Source organism: Thermoanaerobacterium calidifontis (genome assembly GCF_055381745.1).
This window is the reverse complement of record NZ_AP042436.1, coordinates 2,247,566-2,264,555: the sequence shown is the minus strand read 5'-3', so window position 1 is coordinate 2,264,555 and position 16,990 is coordinate 2,247,566. Positions and strand designations below refer to the sequence as shown.

Sequence of the window (16,990 nt, the reverse complement as noted above, 5' to 3'; positions counted from 1 at the left end):
ATTAATAAATGGGAGATAGTGATATGTCAAAGATTGAATTGATAGCGCCTACACTTTTTGGAATCGAATCAGTGACGGCTGATGAGATAAGATCTTTAGGCTATGATGATGTAAAAGTAGAAGATGGTAAAGTTACATTTAGTGGTGATATATCTGCTATATGTAAGTCAAATTTGTGGTTAAGGACTGCTGAGAGGGTATACATTAAAGTTGGTGAATTTACGGCTACTACTTTTGATGAGCTTTTTGAAGGTGTAAAGTCTTTGCCGTGGGAAGAGTGGATTCCTGAAAATGGACAGTTTCCCGTCGATGGATACTCTCTTAAGTCGAAGCTTTTTAGTGTGCCTGATTGCCAGTCGATAGTGAAAAAAGCGGTAGTTGAAAGGCTTAAGAAGAAGTACAAAAGAGAGTGGTTTGAGGAAGATGGTCCAATATACAAGATAAAATTTTCATTAATGAAAGACAAAGCCGTACTGATGATAGACACAAGTGGAGAGGGACTTCATAAAAGAGGATATAGAGCTGTGTCAAATGTGGCGCCTTTAAGGGAGACTTTGGCGTCCGCCATGATAATGCTAAGCTATTGGAGGTACGATAGACCACTTATGGATCCATTTTGCGGATCAGGAACTATACCTATTGAAGCAGCGTTAATTGGTGCAAATATGGCTCCTGGGCTATATCGACAATTTGCATCGGAGAAATGGAGACAGATACCAAAAAAGCTGTGGACTGACGTGAGAAATGAAGCTTTTGATTTAATCAAAAAAGATGTAAAACTAAACATAAATGGATATGACGCCGATGAAGATGCAGTGAAATTATCCATAGACAATGCTAAAAAGGCTTGTGTCAGTGACTATGTAAAATTTTCAAAGCGATCTTTGAAAGATCTGAAAACCGATGATAAGTATGGGATAATAGTCTGCAATCCGCCTTACGGAGAAAGGATGGGGGAATTAAAAGAGGTAGAGAAATTGTATAGGGAGATGGGAAGAGTATTTACGAGGCTTGATACGTGGTCCTACTATATAATAACATCGCATGAAAATTTTGAAAAACTTTTTGGAAGGGATGCAAGCAAAAGAAGGAAGCTATACAATGGCATGATAAAAACCACATATTATCAGTATTTTGGGCCAAGGCCGCCGAAAAAATGACGCGTAAGCGTCTTTTGTTTTTGCGAAAAAATTTTAATAGTTGTGAAAAAGTTATTTGCGGCTCAATATAATTTTAATTATAATAAAATAAAATATCCTATTTTAAATAATCAATCTAAAATAATTAAATCTAATTAAAACTGGGGGGATAAATATAAGATGGCTCGCAAGGAAAACACTGGTAATTTAAATATATTAAGAAAAAAATCTCTTGACATGATAATAGATGACACACAGGACAAAAAGCACGCATTGAAAAAATCGCTATCATGGTTTGACCTTATTCTCTTTGGCATTGGCGCAATAATTGGCACAGGTATTTTCGTATTGACTGGCGTTGCGGCTGCAAAATATGCAGGACCAGGTCTTATATTGTCATTTGTTCTTTCAGGTATTGCATGCTCGTTTGCTGCGCTAAGTTATGCGGAGTTTGCATCTACATTTCCTGCAGCAGGATCTACGTATAGCTATAGTTATGTGGCACTTGGTGAAATATTCGCATGGATAATAGGATGGGACTTGATATTGGAGTATGCATTCGCTATACCTGCCATTGCATTAGGTTGGTCAGGGTACTTTACAAGTTTGCTTCACAGCTTTGGCATTAACATACCTGTATGGGCTGCAAATTCGGCAAGCTCTGCACCTGGTGGAATAATAAATCTACCGGCTATAGGCATAGTATTGCTTTTGGGAATAATTCTACTTTTTGGAACAAAAGAAAGTTCGATACTAAATAATATTGCTGTTATATTTAAAGTAATGGTGATATTGTTTTTTATAGCTGTCGCTGTATGGCATGTACATCCATCAAACTGGAAGCCATTTTTACCATTTGGATGGAAGGGAGTATTTTCAGGCGCTGCAATAATATTTTTTGCTTACATTGGGTTTGACTCTGTGTCGACGGCGGCCGAGGAGACAAAAAACCCTGAAAGGGATATGCCTATAGGAATTTTAGGGTCTTTAGGAATAAGCACAATTTTGTATATAGTCGTCGTTGCAATACTTACAGGTGTCGTATCATATACAAAGCTTAATACGCCTGAACCTGTGGCATTTGCACTAACAAGCCTCGGCATAAACTGGGCGTCGGGATTAGTTTCTTTTGGTGCGATAGCAGGAATAACGACGGTTCTTTTAGTTATGATGTATGGACAGACCAGGATATTCTTTGCTATGTCAAGAGATGGACTTTTACCGCCATTTCTTTCAAAACTTCATGAAAAGCACAAGACGCCTGTTGCAAGTACGATAATAGTTGCGCTATTTGCAGCAGTTGTTGCAGGATTTTTCTCTATCGATGAACTTGCAAAGCTTGTGAATATAGGAACCATGTTTGCTTTTGTCCTTGTATCGGTAGCTGTTATTGTTTTAAGGTACACAAAGCCTGAACTTCCGAGAAAATTTAGATGTCCATTTGTTCCGTTAGTGCCTATCTTATCCATTGCTTCAACTGTATTTTTGATGGTTTCACTGCCTCTTGAGACGTGGATAAGGTTTATAGTATGGTTTGTGTTGGGAATTGTCGTATATGTGTTTTATGGATATAGGCACAGCAAGCTGGCACAAAATGATTACAAATGTGTGAAAACCGAAACCCTTTATTAAAAAAAGTATGATTATAGAGCCTTGGATGACCAAGGCTCCTTTTTATTATGGGTGAATGGACATATATAGAGAAAATATGCCGTAAAATATCGCATAGTTTACGACTACGATTAAAAAGACTATAATAAATGCTTTAACAAAATTCTTCTTCAACATTAAATCCCCTCTATGTTAGTTTTTTCTCCATATATATTAGACAAATAATCATTAATTTTGTTACAGTTAAAATAAATTATTTTTTCAGTTTGATGCTATTGGCAGCTTTTATAAGTTCGTTCTTATCGATTTTCGACATTAAGGAGAATAAATTGTTGTCTTTACGCCATACGATAGTGTTTAAACCGTTTTTTTGAACTAAGATGCCCTCATAGCCGTTTATATCAATCTTTTGTGTTATAGCATTTTCCGTGTCAACCATCATGTCAGTGTTTTCGTTAGAGCTTTGACTGAAAATTATGAAATCGCCTTTGTCATTTGTGTATTGAATGATTTTGGTTACCTCCTGTGATTCTACCTTGCTTATCTTGAAGCCATGTGGCACGTATGAAAGATAATATTCATTTTCCCAGTTGGATGGAACCAGCGATGTGGAAGAAGACGTACTGGGTTCATTGTTTTCTTTTAATTTTATGTCTGTATAATCTTTTTTGATTTCAATTATGAGGTTAAAGACGCGAGCTCTAAAAGCAGAAACAGTCGTCATTGCCACAGTGAAGCCAATAAAAACCACAAAGAAGAATACCGCGACTTTTGGGAAGATCATTTTTGCCGATGTGAAGAATTTTTTGACTGCTTCTTTTCTTTTGTGATGTATTAACATCTTTCTAATTTTAATGCTTAATTCTTCAGGGTAAGGTATTTCTTCACCATTGGCTTCTTCCAGATCATTAATTATGTTGTTTACATGGCAAGCCCCTGCATATTCCAGCAATGCCTCAAATATTTTGCTTTCAGATTTTAGCTTTTCATCGTAAAGGTCTTTCATATTTCCACATCTCCTTTATACTGGTATAAAGCATCTTTAAGGCTTTGCCGCGCGCGATACAGTCTTACTCTTACATTGTCTTCTGTGATGTTTAAAAGATTTGCGATGTCTTTATTAGAGTATCCGTAGTAGTATTTTAGAGAAATAATGTCTGCGTACTCTGTCTTTAGCTCTTTTACTTTTTCAGATACTCTTCTAAAAATGTCATCATTTATTACCTTCTCGTCAAACGGCTCTGAGTCATCATGGAAAAACTCATCCGCATCTTCAATAAATAAATTTTTTTGCCGCTTTATTTTATTGTACATATTTATTGAGATGTTTCTAACTATAATAACAACTAATGCTCTTATTTTGTTACAGTCATAATCAGAAATTTTTTCGATATAATTGATAATATTTATAAAAGCAGATTGGACCGCATCTTGTGCCAATTGATAGTCGTTTAAAATGTTGTATGCCACTTTAAACATATCTCTGCTGTACTTTACATATATATCTTCGACTTTTTTTCTTTGACTTTCGTCTGTAATCGTGTCAAATAAGATAAACAATTTCCTCCCTCCCTCGTCCATGCTTGCCCATAAAAATTTAAGCATGTCAAATAGATTATATCATAAAACTTTTTATGTGAGATATTTAACGATGTTAAAAGATTTAAAGATTATTTTTATGAAAAAAGATATAAGTTCACTCATACTGAGTATTTTTTTCTAAATTAACGTAAATTATTTTATTATATTAGAAGGAAAAAGTGTTACTATGATTTGGTTGATTCGTCTTTATATACGGAGGGAGGTTTAATGGTGCAAAATGATTTTTTAGATATGTATGAAAGCTATTTTGATGATGTGTATAGGTATGTGTATTTCAAAGTGGGCAACAGATGGGATGCAGATGATATTGTCAGCGACATTTTTAAAAAAGCCTATGAAAAGTACAGAAACCTTAATGCTAGTCCTAAATCGTGGCTTTTTACAATAGCAAGAAATACAGTTATCGACTTCTATAAAAAGAAAAAAGATATAGCTATAGGTGAAAGCCTTGAGCAATACGCCTATCCAGATATTTTTGAGGATAAATTTGATAAAGAGGCGGAGCTGAATTGCCTAAAGAAATCAATATACAGTCTGCAAAAGGAGGAAGTCGAAATCATAAACCTAAAGTATTTTTCAAATATGACAAACAAGGAATTATCGCTAATACTCAATAAAACAGAAGATGCAGTCAAAATGAAGTCATATAGGATTGTACAAAAGCTTAAAAAACTAGTCAATATATGTTTGGAGGGATAAAAATGGATGAGAATAGAATAGAAAATAACCTTAATAAAATAAAAGAGCAAATACCTGTTAATATGGAACTAAAGCGAAAGCTCCGCAAGAGATTTAAAAAAAATAACAATTGGATAAAAAGAACTTTTGTAGGAATGGCTGCTGTGGCATGCCTATTGACGGTGTTTTACTCCCTTGATATCAAGAAGATTCCTGACACAATCATTCCAAAAGTCAACGCAGCAGATCTCAAGATAGCTAATCAAATGTCGTTTGTGGATATCGGCGGAGGAGTCAACGGAAGAATTACTGAATATAATGGAACAATTTATATGCCAATAAGTGATAAAGGCTTATTTGAATACAACAAAGAAGGCTTTAAAAAGATTTCAAATAGGGAAATTAATTATGTTAGTGTTTCTAACGATGGCGATAAACTTGTTTACTCTTCAAACGGAAATATTTATTTGCTTGATCTTAAAACAAATAAAGAAACAGTAATATTAAAAGGTGATGAAGTGTCTATTTACTATGATGAACCTTCGTTTTCACCTGATGAAAATAAAATTATCTATACAAGAAAAGTCATATCACCAAGAGAGACACATGGATTTGATATAAAAGAGTCTTCTTTAAATGAAATAGATCTAAAAACATTGAAGTCCACTAAACTCGCAGACGGTTCATATGGCTCATTTATCAAAGGTGCTGATGCAATTGTATTTGAAAGGGACAATAAAATAATATACAAAGATTTGAATTATAACAAAGAAAAGATTGTCGATGATGGAAGATTCCCTTCCGTCTCTCCGGATGGCAATTATATTGCATACGAAAAAAGCGAGTTAAAAACAGATAAGATAAAAGATAATATAAGCGTAAAAGAATCAGTTTCAAATATATGGGTTACAGACACAGTAAATTTTGCCACTAAAAGACAGGTAACGTCTAATATATCTAATGAAATCGCTGTTGAAGATTGGCTTAAAAGCATAAAACCTTCTGATGAGGCTCAAACTTTCGAGACGAATGGGTTGTACAGCTATTTTGATCCTGTCTGGAACAGCGGCTCAAATAGCATATTTGTTCTCAAAAATGCAAATGTAGACACAGGCGGCAATGCTATGCGCTTAATGAAGATAGATATAAGCAAAGAAAAAATCAGTGCACAAGATGTTGTAAGAAGGTATTTACAAGCATTGGTAGTTAGAGACGATGATTTCGCGAGAATGCTTATGAAAAATCCGCCACAGCTGCTTACAATATCAAATCCTCACCCGGTGGGATACACAATACTGTCGTCAGGCACGGAAAACGGAAAGATATATGTAGATGCTGAGTTAAACTATGCATATACGATGGAAAGCTACTACTCTATAGAAAAATCGAGGTACTATCTGATACCCAACAGCAATGGATATATAATAGATAGCATAAAAAACTTAAGCAAAGCAGAATATATAAATAAGAATGGATCTTTGTACATGGTAGAAGGACAAAGCAATGTAAAACTATTTGACAAAACAGACATTCCAAAGCAGTATTTGCCAGACGGAGACTATAGACTTGGACCAATAGCGTACAGTAGCAAGACGAATACGCTTGTATTTACAATACAAAATACAGGTAAACCAAGTGTGAAGTTGATAAGTTATGAATTAAACGGCAAGAAATTTAAAATGATCGATAGCATTAATAGCGGCGGATTTTTTGAACTTAAGATCGATGAAAGCGGAAGATACCTTGCGGCAAACTATATAACAGCACAAAATACAGCGAAAACGTATGTCTACGATTTAAATGATAACAAAAAAATAGATTTGCAAACATTGATTAAAGACACAACCATTCAAGCTTTAAACTCAAATTTTTGGGATGGTAAAACGCTTATGTTTAATGTAAATACAAACCATCAGTATCTTTATTATAAATACAATCCTGAAAAGTTTGAAATAAGCATTCCATAATGTATAAGGTTAATGATACGAAAAGTATCCTTAACCTTATATACTTCAAAAAGCAAATCATGATGGGTAAAAAGATTTATTGCTAGAAAATTTTGATATAAAAATATATTAATGCCCTCAATAAGGCTATTTTTTATACTTAAAAAGTTTTTTTAAAAAATTGTAACAAATTCTTTAAAAATTTGTCTTATATTATGGAGAGCTAATTTAGCGAAAAAAGTTTTAGGGTGGTACGATTTTAGTCCTAAAGGTCTATTTGCTAATCTCTTAAAACAAGGATATTTTTGCACTTTGTGATAAAGATAGATACGCAATTGATTGTCTGAAGGAAGAAAGTGTAATACCATGGAAGATTGTAGATTATAGATTGGAGGACGTTTCAATGTCAATAAAAATTAAAAAGAAAACAATTATTTTCACAATTGTTGGCATCGTGATTGTATTACTGGGTTTGTATTTTATTTTCGCACACAAGGGAAATACCGTTAATTATACAACCATATCAACAAATATGAAACAATTACAACAAGACGAAGAAAAATTTTTTCTTAACAATGTGCAAGTAAGCAATTTATCAATACAAAGGTGTCAAATGGAGGTTTCCGATAAAGTAGGACAGGGATTAAATTTTATTGTGACATACACACTACCTGGAATAAATAATGCTATAAAAAATCATAAAATTGGATTTCAAATAATATATCCCAAGAAATATGCAGATTTGATAGGGAGTAATATGACGCCCATAGCTTATGTATATCCCAACAATAACAATAATCAGACAATGTCTTCTGTTCTTAGCATATATATGCCAGACATTTCTGACGATGAATTAGACAAATTGATAAAAGAACAGAATGATTTCACAATATACATTTACGTCGATCAATTAAAGAAAAAAGAAATTACAGTCCATAACGATATTACAAACTAAATCAATTTATATGAAAGGCAGAAAATATTAGATTTAATCAAAAAGCTTATAAAATTGATTATAAAATGGGACGGTGGGGAAGAAGACTTAATGTTACAAAATTTTGATATAAAAATGTTAGAGCAATAATCTGTATTTTTAATATTCGTATGATATAATAAAGGTAAGATAAAGAGAGATGGAAGGAAGAAGTATGAGCCAGAAATACGATATAACGATGAAAAATATTTTTTCTGATATGGCTGATGACATAATGAGCTATTTTTTAGGTCTCCAATACACAAAGATTGATGAACTAAATATAGAATTTGCAAGAGTAGAACGCAGAGACAGCGATATGATATTTAAATGTACTACTGACAAAGGAAATGTGGCTGTGCACATAGAATTTCAATCGAAAAATGATGAAAAGATGCCTTACAGGATGCTAAGATATTCCCTGGAGATAATGGAAAAGCATGATCTCTTGCCATATCAGATAGTAATTTATATAGGCAAAGATAATGCAAACATCAAAAGTAGCTTAAATTACGACTTTGGAGAACAGAACATATTAGACTATAAATATAGAACAATAAATGTTGGTGACATAAAATATACTGATGTTTTAAAGACAGACTATTATGACTTGTATTCCCTTCTTCCGCTGATGGACAAAAATAGAAGGAAAGAAGAAGGAGAAAAATATCTGGAAAGATGTGTTGAGGCTATAAAAGATATTCCATTAGACATAAACAAAAAGAAAGACATAGCGTTTAAGGCAGAGATATTATCGGGCATAGTCTTTAAAAAAGAAGTTATTGAGAAAGTTTTTTCGGAGGTGATGAGGATGTTTAGGATTGAAGAATCTGAGACGTACAAAATGATATTAGAAAAGGGCATTAAACAAGGTATTAGAGAAGGCATGGAAAAAGGTATTGAAAAAGGTATTGAAAAAGGCGAAAAAGAAAAAAGTATAAAAATAGCAAAGAAGTTGTTAAAAGAAGGTATGGACATCGACAGAATAGCAGAAATTACAGAGTTGTCAAAAGATGAGATAAAAAAATTGATGAATTAGGATCATAAACAGGCTTCAAGCCTGTTTTTTTATGTGGTTTATTTATGACCGAAAAACGGTGGCGATTTCGACAATATATTACATAGATTGACAAAGGGTGACAGAAAAATTGACCTAATTTAGCACCTTCCCAGATGACGATAATTGGTTTATAATATCATTAACAGAAATTGGCGCCATTTCCTGCAGATCTTTATGCTAATGTCATACCACATTATTATGATGAAAATTGGATTACACAACAAGCCGAGTACAATTATCGTATGGGTGATAGGATAACTGAAGAATATGGCTGGAGGTGATTTTATAAAAAATAAGCGCATAATAATCTTATGTTTAATAGCAGTAGTTGTATTGAGCTTTTTTATATATTATGATTACTACAGCTATAATAAAAGTCATTTTCAAATTTATCTATATCAAACAAACGATGCACCTAATTTGAATTATACGACGAAAAGCAAACATTTTAAAATCAATACAACGATTGAGATTGGGAAAAATAATAATACAAAGACGAATGGTTTGGATTCTGCTGAAGACATCCAAAAAACACAAGATTCAAATGAATTCACTTCACTGAATTATACTATAAGAGTTGAGAACATTAGTAAGGAAAAATTAAATAACATTAAAATTGTTGTATTTCTTGATAAAGGGCTTGAGCCTTATGTAGTATCTGGACTTGTGTATTTTGGAACACCAATTCAACAGAGAATAGATTTAAATGTACCAAATACAAAGAAAAAAGATAATTGTATTGATGTTAGCAGATCTACATGGCTACCCAATTTCTCTCAAATAGATGCAGATGAAAGGCAGAAAATATTAGATTCAATCAAAAAGCCTATAAAATTGATAATAAAATGGGATGGCGGGGAAGAAGACTTATTGCTGCAAAATTTTGATATAAAAATGTATTGATGTCCCTTAATGGGGCTATTTTTCTTGAACAGCTACTACATTCGCTATATGATGTGAGGTGATATAAATGAATCTGCATACGCAATTGTATTTAGGCAATTTAGGCAATCGCATGGTTTACATATATGAAATATTTCTTATTAATGTAGCTGTATTGATGATTGTTTGGCTTGGCTTTTCGCTTTATAAATGGAGGCGATCTGGAAATAGGAATCTCATAAAATGGTGGGGGATAACAGTTGGTATTCTTTTTACTTTGGGATTGTGTATACTGATTTTTTCTAAGATATTTTCTGGGCCACAATATTTTGTCGCCTCCCAAACTGGCATCTACATTCCAAGATCAGTTAATGTGCTGGAGAATAACTATACAGGTGATAGGGATGAAGAATTGCATTATATCATTTTAAAGTTCAATAAGACCCAAATGGATGATTTCATAAAAGCTGCAGAAGAAAAAGGATGGAAGTTTGGTTCTGTCATCCCGTACTCATTAGCAAAATCACTGCCACAACCTAATTTAACGCTTGGGGAAAAATATCCATTTCCAAAAGTGAAAAAGGATGGATACTATTATTTATATACAAATACAAAGTCCAAAGGTTCAACTTCTTTTAGAACTAACTATACGACTAATAAACTATTCTTTTTGGATACTAAATCAGGGATATTGTACTTTTACTATGATAGTTTCGAACTTACATCGGATTTGCGTTTTGAAACTCATTAAAACAGTGTGCTTTTTGATACTGCACATTTCATTTGATAATTGGCCCTTTGGGCTATTTTTTTATACATAAAAATTTTTTTAAAAAACTGTAACAAAATGAGGAAGAAATTTGTCTATATATTCAGAGAGGAAATTAATCTCGTGAAATTTTCGTTATATAGATAATCTGTTTTATAGAAATTGGAGGCAGAGCGCGGGATGAAAAAATACAGAGAGTTTATCTTAAAGGCATTTATTTTGATTTCAATTATTTTAGCGGTATTCATCATGTTTGTGATTTTGGATATTACAGTAGTAAAAATTTATACAGGATGAGATGAAAAAATTCATGACAAATTATTGCAAAAAAAAGGCCGTTTATTTTCATTGACGCAATTTTGCATTAAAGATATAATATAGTTAAACTAAATATGGTCTTAAGGTCCGAAAGGTTAATAGGGAAAGCGGTGAGAAGCCGCTGCAGCCCCCGCTACTGTAAGCGATGATGAGGCTCAAAAAACCACTGGTGAAACTGGGAAGGTTGAGCTAAAGATGAGTCGCAAGCCAGGAGACCTGCCTTAAGATGTGAAAAACACCTTCGGAGGGGAGGTTGGTAATGTGATACATATTTGCTTTGGAAAATATGGGGCATACCTTCTCGGTATGCCTTAGTTTTTTGAGTTAATGTTTAAGTGCTTTGGCTATGTTTCAAATCTTTATAAATAATTTAGGAGGAAAGATCTAAGTGAAAAAGTGGATTAAAAATATTTCGATTTTCATCATAGTAGCAGTTCTTTCATTAAGTCTTGTTTCATGTTCTCAAACTACAAAGGAAAAAGCATCTACTAATGCTAATTCTGTGAAGACGGAAGTTAAGGCTACATTCCCATTGAAAATTACTGATTTTATGGGTAGGCAAGTTACGATAAAAAAGGAGCCTAAGAGGATCGTATCCTTATCTCCATCAACGACCGAGCTGATTTACGCAATTGGCGCTGGCAAAAATGTTGTTGGTGTTACTAATTACGACGATTATCCGCCGGAGGTAAAAAGCGTTGCGAAAGTTGGAGGATATGAAGGGCCTAATATTGAAGCTATAATGGCTCAGAAACCTGATATAGTTTTTGCATCAAATCTTTCTGGGAAGGACCAGATGGAGACTATCGAGAAATCAGGCATACCAGTGGTGGTATTGGAAGCTCAAAACATAAACCAAATATATGATTCAATAAAGATATTAGGTGAGATAACAGGCAATGTAGAAAAGGAAAATGAAATAATAAGCAGCATGAAAGATAAAATTAAAGAGATCAATGATAAAGTGAAGGATTTGCCGAAAGTAAATGTGTTTTATGTTGTTGATACAAATGGGAACTGGACGGCTGGCAAGGGAACATTCATCGATGAGCTTATAACATTGGCTGGTGGAAACAATGTAGCCAGCGATGCAAACGGATGGGCACAGTACAGCATGGAAAAACTGGTACAGAAAAATCCTGATGTGATAATCACATCACCACATGCTGCAAACGCCAATGAAATAAAAAATATGGCAGGTTATAAGGATACAAAAGCGGCGAAAGATGGCAAAATATTTATAATATCCAACGATGACATTGTCACTAAGCCTTCTAATAGAATTGTCTTAGGATTAGAAGAAATTGCAAAAGATTTGCATCCGGAGGCATTTAAATAAATTGAAAGTGAGAAAAAGCTTTTATTTGATAATTTCTGCAATGGTTTTGATTGCATCCTTGATGTTTTCTGCATCAGTGGGTGCAGTCAAAATGCCATTAAAAAGCATTATTGATGTCATTTTTGGCGGTGGCAATGCTACAGACAAGATGATATTGTTAAATCTCAGATTCCCAAGAATAATTGAAGCTGCTTTTACAGGGATGGGACTTTCTGTGGCAGGTACATTCTTTCAAGGTCTTCTAAAAAATCCTATGGCAGATCCTTATGTTTTAGGCATATCATCAGGAGCTGCATTTGGAGCATCTATTGCCATTGTTTTGGGGTTTGGGCTTCTTGGTCTTCAATTTTTTGCGTTTGCGTTTGCTATCATGACTATTTACGTAGTGTACATCATATCCAAAAAAGGACCTTACATTAAAATGCAGACGATGCTTCTTGCAGGCATTGCCATCAGTGCTTTTATGTCATCTATTATTTCTCTCATGATGCTTTTAAACCATGATGAGATGTCCCAGATAGTCTTTTGGACAATGGGTGGATTTAGCCTTATTAGTTGGAGTCAGACTTTTTACACAGTGCCAATCATATTTATTGGGTGTATAACGTTATACGTGTTTTCAAGAGATCTCAATGTCATTATGACAGGTGAAGAGATAGCGGAGCATTTGGGAATAGATACTGAAAGAGTAAAGAAAATTATTTTGATTGTAGGGTCTTTAATAACGGCTTCTTCTGTTTCAGCAGGTGGTATAATTGGATTTGTAGGGCTTATAGTGCCACACATATCGAGGCTTATTGTAGGTTCTGACAACAGATTTTTAGTTCCTTTTAGCGGTATTTTGGGTGCAGCGTTTTTGGTGTTAGCTGACACACTGGCGAGGACTGTGATGGCTCCTGTAGAAATACCAGTTGGCATAATAACTGCTGCCTGCGGTGGTCCGTTTTTCTTATACCTTCTTGTCAAAAATAAAAATAAAGAGGTTAAGTGAAATGACAATAGTAAATGTTGAAGATCTCCATTATAGTTATGGCAATATTCAGGCTTTAAAAGGTGTAAATTTTAAGATAGATGGATATAAAATGGTTGGTATATTGGGAAGCAATGGTTCTGGCAAGACAACTCTTTTGAAAAACATTTCAGGTTATTTGAAGCCTAGCAAAGGCAATGTATTTATAATGGACAAAAGTGTCTATAAAATGCGTTCGAAAGATAGGGCGAGGATTATTGGCTATGTTCCGCAGGATATGTATTTTGACTTTGAATTTACATCTTACGACGTTGTGATGATGGGAAGGACTCCTTATTTAAGGAGATTTCAAAGAGAAACCGAAAAAGATGTAATAAGCGTAAGAGAAGCGATGATTCTTACAAACACATGGGATCTTAAGGATAGATACGTAAATGAATTAAGTGGTGGGCAAAGGCAAAGGGTTTACATCGCAAGGGCATTGGCTCAAGAGCCTAAGATTTTGTTATTGGATGAGCCGATTTCACATTTAGATGTAAAATATCAGATAGAAGTGCTTTCAATACTTAAGCAGTTGACCACAAAAGGAATACTCGTGTTTGCTGTCCTTCATGACATCAATTTATCGTCTCAATTTTGCGATCTTATTTTGCTAATGAAAGATGGAGAGATTATATCAATTGGGACGCCAAATGAAGTTATAACTGAAGAAAATATGAAGACGGCTTTTTCTGTGAATGCAGATGTAATCAGAAATCCCATTACAGATACACCGCTTATTGTTATTTCAAAAAGACAAGGGGATGGTTTAACAAGTGGGTAAAGCATTTATGATAGCCGGGACTCATTCTGGTGCGGGGAAGACTAGCATTACTATTGGCATAATAGGATATCTTTCTAGAAAGTACAAAGTCATTCCGTTTAAAATAGGTCCTGATTACATAGATACGGCATATCACAGATTTGCATCTGGCAATTTTTCGTACAATTTGGATGTCTACATGCTTGGAGATGAGTACGTAAAAAAGTCCTTTTTAAACCATGCTTTATCTGGGGATGTGGCAGTCATAGAAGGCGTCATGGGGATGTACGATGGAATCAATAATACAAGCTATGGCAGCAGTGCTCATGTGGCAAAACTTTTAAATTTACCTGTCGTACTTGTCGTAGATGCATCTGGTATGGCTGCAAGTGTTTCTGCCTTAGTTAAAGGTTATATAGAATACGATAAAGATGTAAAGATTAAAGGGGTAATATTCAACAGGGTTGGCAGTGAAAAACACTACAAGCTTTTAAAAGAATGTGTCGAAAGAGATTTGGGTATAAAGGCATTTGGATACCTTCCACAGGATGATATGATAAGTCTACCTGAGAGACATCTTGGTCTTATGCCTATATATGAGACAAATGGAGATCACAATTTCAGCATTTTGTACGATAGAATAGGTGAGTTCATAGATGTAGATGGCATTCTCGATGCATGCGATGTGGAATTGAAAAAAGATGATTTAGACGATGGAAAAGCGGCAGCAAAGACAAAAGAAGATATCAAGATTGCATTTGCATACGATGAGGCGTTTAATTTTTACTATCAGGATAGCCTAGATTCATTGAACGATGCAGGAGTAGAGTTAATCCCATTTAGTCCTTTACGTGATGAAGCTATTCCTAAAGATGTGGTTGGAATTTACTTAGGTGGAGGATTTCCAGAAGTTTTTGCTGAAAGATTAAGCAAAAATCATTCCATGTTATCTTCAATTAAAGGAAGCATTGAAAAGGGAATGCCAGTCTATGCGGAATGCGGTGGTTTTATGTACCTTGCGAAAAAAATTGTTGATCTAAATGGAGATGGATACAATATGGTGGGAATATTCGATTTAGATGCCATCATGACGAAAAGGTTAGTCAATTTTGGCTACGCTGAGGCGGAAGTCGTAAAGGACAATGTGTTATTTAAAAAAGGAGATGTCATCTTTGGTCATGTTTTTCACAACTCGAAGATGTCGGGGATACACGATGAATTTGCATATGAAGTGCATAAACCACATTCTGAAGAAAAGTGGCTGTGCGGATATGTGTACAAAAATTGTTTAGGTACTTATGTTCACATCAACTTATTGAAATACCCGAATGCTGTAGACAGATTTATAAACCATTGCAAAGATTATGGTCGGGGGATGGGAAAGTATGGCACTTAAGATAATGATTCAAGGTACGGCATCATCTGTTGGGAAGAGTTTGTTGGTGGCTGCTCTCTGCAGGATATTTAAGCAGGACGGATATTCAGTTGCACCATTTAAGTCACAAAATATGGCTCTTAATTCTTTTATAACAGATGAGGGTCTGGAGATGGGACGAGCACAAGCTGTACAAGCTGAAGCTGCAGGCATAAAACCGTCGGTGCTTATGAATCCTATACTTTTAAAGCCAAGTTCAGACAAAAATTGTCAAGTTATACTAAGAGGAAAAGTTTATGACAGCATGGATGCATCTTGCTATCAGAGATTCAAGCCGAAACTTTTAAGCATGATAAAAGAGGATTTTGACAAGCTTAGCCAGTCGTACGACATAGTAGTGATTGAAGGTGCTGGAAGTCCTGCTGAGATAAATCTTAGAGAAAAAGACGTTGTAAATATGGGATTGGCGGAGTTGGTGGATTCACCGGTATTGATAGTAGGCGACATAGATAAAGGCGGTGTCTTTGCATCGATAGCAGGCACACTATTGCTTTTAAATGATGATGAAAGAGAAAGGGTAAAAGGAGTCATAATAAACAAATTTAGAGGCGACTTAGAGATATTAAAGCCGGGCTTAAAGATGCTGGAGGACATAATTAAAAAGGATGTCATCGGTGTAGTTCCTTACATGGATGTATATGTTGATGAGGAGGACAGTGCAACGGATGCTTATTACGGGAGAAAAAGCGGTGGGGCTATTGATATTGCGATTTTAAATCTTCCCCACATATCCAATTTTACTGATTTTGAACCATTGAAGAAGATTCAAGATGTAAATGTAAGGTACGTAAATAAAGGGGAGAAAATCGGCGACTGCGATGTATTGATAATACCAGGTACGAAAAATACGATAGGAGATCTTAAAGCACTTAAAGATGCCGGACTACATCATGAGATTTTGAATTTGAGAAAAATGGGAAAGCTTATAATCGGCATATGTGGAGGATATCAGATGTTGGGAAAAAGGATATCTGATCCACAACACATAGAAGGACCTGTTAGTGAGATGGAAGGTTTAGGATTATTAGACATAGAGACAGTTATTTTAAATGAAAAGATCACAACACAGGTGAAAGCTCAAATTTCTGATGATTTGCCTGATTTTTTATCACCGCTTAGAGAACTGTTTGTAGATGGATACGAAATACACATGGGCATAAGTTCTACAGGAGAAAAAAGTTTTTCCAATATCATTACAAGAAACGATGAAAAAATATCTGTCAGTGACGGATGTGTAAGCAGTGATGGGAAAGTGTTTGGTACGTATATGCATGGAATATTTGAAAACACGGAGTTCACAATGCGACTTGTAAATATTTTAAGAAGCTCAAAGGGGTTAAAAGATATAGATTACATTGAAGACTACAGGAAATTTAAAGAAAGAGAGTACGACAGGTTGGCAGATGTAGTAAGAAAGAGCTTAGACATAAATAAAATTTACCAGATAATGAAAGGTAGTCTTTGAT

General features: G+C 34.5%; 16 protein-coding genes and 1 riboswitch. Of the genes, 14 read left to right on the top strand and 2 right to left on the bottom strand.

Annotated elements, in window-relative coordinates; genetic code table 11:
• The first annotated feature begins 23 nt into the window (after positions 1-23).
• Both ACZ42G_RS11855 and ACZ42G_RS11850 read left to right on the top strand, forming a co-directional pair.
• Positions 24-1,160 (top strand): THUMP domain-containing class I SAM-dependent RNA methyltransferase, encoded by a 1,137-nt coding sequence (locus ACZ42G_RS11855; protein WP_085111804.1) that lies wholly within the window; start codon positions 24-26, stop codon positions 1,158-1,160.
• 159 nt (positions 1,161-1,319) lie between these two features.
• On the top strand, positions 1,320-2,771 hold the full coding sequence (locus tag ACZ42G_RS11850; RefSeq protein WP_464850561.1) for an amino acid permease: 1,452 nt from the start codon (positions 1,320-1,322) through the stop codon (positions 2,769-2,771).
• A 232-nt stretch (positions 2,772-3,003) separates the two neighbouring features.
• Here the strand turns inward: ACZ42G_RS11850 and ACZ42G_RS11845 are convergent, their stop codons facing one another.
• On the bottom strand, positions 3,004-3,756 hold the full coding sequence (locus ACZ42G_RS11845) for a DUF4367 domain-containing protein (RefSeq protein ID WP_085111802.1): 753 nt from the start codon (positions 3,754-3,756) through the stop codon (positions 3,004-3,006).
• Positions 3,753-4,310 (bottom strand): RNA polymerase sigma factor, encoded by a 558-nt coding sequence (locus tag ACZ42G_RS11840; protein ID WP_085111801.1) that lies wholly within the window; start codon positions 4,308-4,310, stop codon positions 3,753-3,755. Before ACZ42G_RS11840 ends, ACZ42G_RS11845 begins: the two co-directional genes overlap by 4 nt.
• Positions 4,311-4,562: 252 nt before the next feature.
• On the opposite strand from ACZ42G_RS11840, the gene ACZ42G_RS11835 reads away from it, so the two are divergent.
• The 12 genes from ACZ42G_RS11835 to ACZ42G_RS11780 all read left to right on the top strand — a co-directional run bounded on the left by ACZ42G_RS11835 (position 4,563) and on the right by ACZ42G_RS11780 (position 16,989).
• Complete coding sequence (locus ACZ42G_RS11835; protein WP_274893408.1) at positions 4,563-5,051, top strand: RNA polymerase sigma factor; 489 nt, start codon at positions 4,563-4,565, stop codon at positions 5,049-5,051.
• Between the two features lie 2 nt (positions 5,052-5,053).
• On the top strand, positions 5,054-6,997 hold the full coding sequence (locus ACZ42G_RS11830) for a TolB family protein (RefSeq protein WP_464850558.1): 1,944 nt from the start codon (positions 5,054-5,056) through the stop codon (positions 6,995-6,997).
• Between the two features lie 382 nt (positions 6,998-7,379).
• Positions 7,380-7,931: a hypothetical protein gene (locus ACZ42G_RS11825; RefSeq protein WP_274893406.1), complete on the top strand. Its 552-nt coding sequence runs from the start codon at positions 7,380-7,382 to the stop codon at positions 7,929-7,931.
• A 193-nt stretch (positions 7,932-8,124) separates the two neighbouring features.
• Positions 8,125-8,988 carry an Rpn family recombination-promoting nuclease/putative transposase gene (locus ACZ42G_RS11820; protein ID WP_085111798.1) on the top strand — a complete coding sequence of 288 codons (864 nt, stop codon included), beginning with the start codon at positions 8,125-8,127 and terminating at the stop codon, positions 8,986-8,988.
• A 170-nt stretch (positions 8,989-9,158) separates the two neighbouring features.
• Positions 9,159-9,290: a hypothetical protein gene (locus tag ACZ42G_RS11815; RefSeq protein ID WP_274893405.1), complete on the top strand. Its 132-nt coding sequence runs from the start codon at positions 9,159-9,161 to the stop codon at positions 9,288-9,290.
• Positions 9,277-9,912, top strand: a complete 636-nt coding sequence (locus tag ACZ42G_RS11810; protein ID WP_085111797.1) for a hypothetical protein — start codon at positions 9,277-9,279, stop codon at positions 9,910-9,912. The genes ACZ42G_RS11815 and ACZ42G_RS11810 overlap by 14 nt, the downstream gene beginning before the upstream one ends.
• A gap of 67 nt (positions 9,913-9,979) precedes the next feature.
• Entirely contained in the window at positions 9,980-10,642 is a 663-nt protein-coding gene (locus ACZ42G_RS11805) for a hypothetical protein (RefSeq protein WP_274893404.1), read from the top strand.
• A gap of 402 nt (positions 10,643-11,044) precedes the next feature.
• Positions 11,045-11,216, top strand: a riboswitch (cobalamin riboswitch).
• A gap of 150 nt (positions 11,217-11,366) precedes the next feature.
• On the top strand, positions 11,367-12,317 hold the full coding sequence (locus ACZ42G_RS11800) for an ABC transporter substrate-binding protein (RefSeq protein ID WP_464850555.1): 951 nt from the start codon (positions 11,367-11,369) through the stop codon (positions 12,315-12,317).
• Between the two features lie 40 nt (positions 12,318-12,357).
• Complete coding sequence (locus ACZ42G_RS11795; RefSeq protein WP_206198997.1) at positions 12,358-13,308, top strand: FecCD family ABC transporter permease; 951 nt, start codon at positions 12,358-12,360, stop codon at positions 13,306-13,308.
• 1 nt (position 13,309) lies between these two features.
• Positions 13,310-14,110, top strand: a complete 801-nt coding sequence (locus ACZ42G_RS11790) for an ABC transporter ATP-binding protein (RefSeq protein WP_274893402.1) — start codon at positions 13,310-13,312, stop codon at positions 14,108-14,110.
• Positions 14,103-15,485 (top strand): cobyrinate a,c-diamide synthase, encoded by a 1,383-nt coding sequence (locus tag ACZ42G_RS11785; RefSeq protein WP_274893401.1) that lies wholly within the window; start codon positions 14,103-14,105, stop codon positions 15,483-15,485. Before ACZ42G_RS11790 ends, ACZ42G_RS11785 begins: the two co-directional genes overlap by 8 nt.
• Positions 15,475-16,989, top strand: coding sequence for a cobyric acid synthase (locus tag ACZ42G_RS11780; RefSeq protein ID WP_274893400.1), 1,515 nt, complete (start codon positions 15,475-15,477; stop codon positions 16,987-16,989). Before ACZ42G_RS11785 ends, ACZ42G_RS11780 begins: the two co-directional genes overlap by 11 nt.
• Position 16,990 lies beyond the last annotated feature (1 nt).

Bases quoted from the DNA above. Each gene is read 5' to 3' on its own strand.
- ACZ42G_RS11830 (WP_464850558.1), top strand. From the start codon at position 5,054: ATGGATGAGAATAGAATAGAAAATAACCTTAATAAAATAAAAGAGCAA.
- ACZ42G_RS11805 (WP_274893404.1), top strand. From the start codon at position 9,980: ATGAATCTGCATACGCAATTGTATTTAGGCAATTTAGGCAATCGCATG.
- ACZ42G_RS11780 (WP_274893400.1), top strand. From the start codon at position 15,475: ATGGCACTTAAGATAATGATTCAAGGTACGGCATCATCTGTTGGGAAG.
- ACZ42G_RS11845 (WP_085111802.1), bottom strand. From the start codon at position 3,756: ATGAAAGACCTTTACGATGAAAAGCTAAAATCTGAAAGCAAAATATTT.
- ACZ42G_RS11795 (WP_206198997.1), top strand. From the start codon at position 12,358: ATGGTTTTGATTGCATCCTTGATGTTTTCTGCATCAGTGGGTGCAGTC.
- ACZ42G_RS11855 (WP_085111804.1), top strand. From the start codon at position 24: ATGTCAAAGATTGAATTGATAGCGCCTACACTTTTTGGAATCGAATCA.
- ACZ42G_RS11820 (WP_085111798.1), top strand. From the start codon at position 8,125: ATGAGCCAGAAATACGATATAACGATGAAAAATATTTTTTCTGATATG.
- ACZ42G_RS11850 (WP_464850561.1), top strand. From the start codon at position 1,320: ATGGCTCGCAAGGAAAACACTGGTAATTTAAATATATTAAGAAAAAAA.
- ACZ42G_RS11810 (WP_085111797.1), top strand. From the start codon at position 9,277: ATGGCTGGAGGTGATTTTATAAAAAATAAGCGCATAATAATCTTATGT.
- ACZ42G_RS11825 (WP_274893406.1), top strand. From the start codon at position 7,380: ATGTCAATAAAAATTAAAAAGAAAACAATTATTTTCACAATTGTTGGC.
- ACZ42G_RS11790 (WP_274893402.1), top strand. From the start codon at position 13,310: ATGACAATAGTAAATGTTGAAGATCTCCATTATAGTTATGGCAATATT.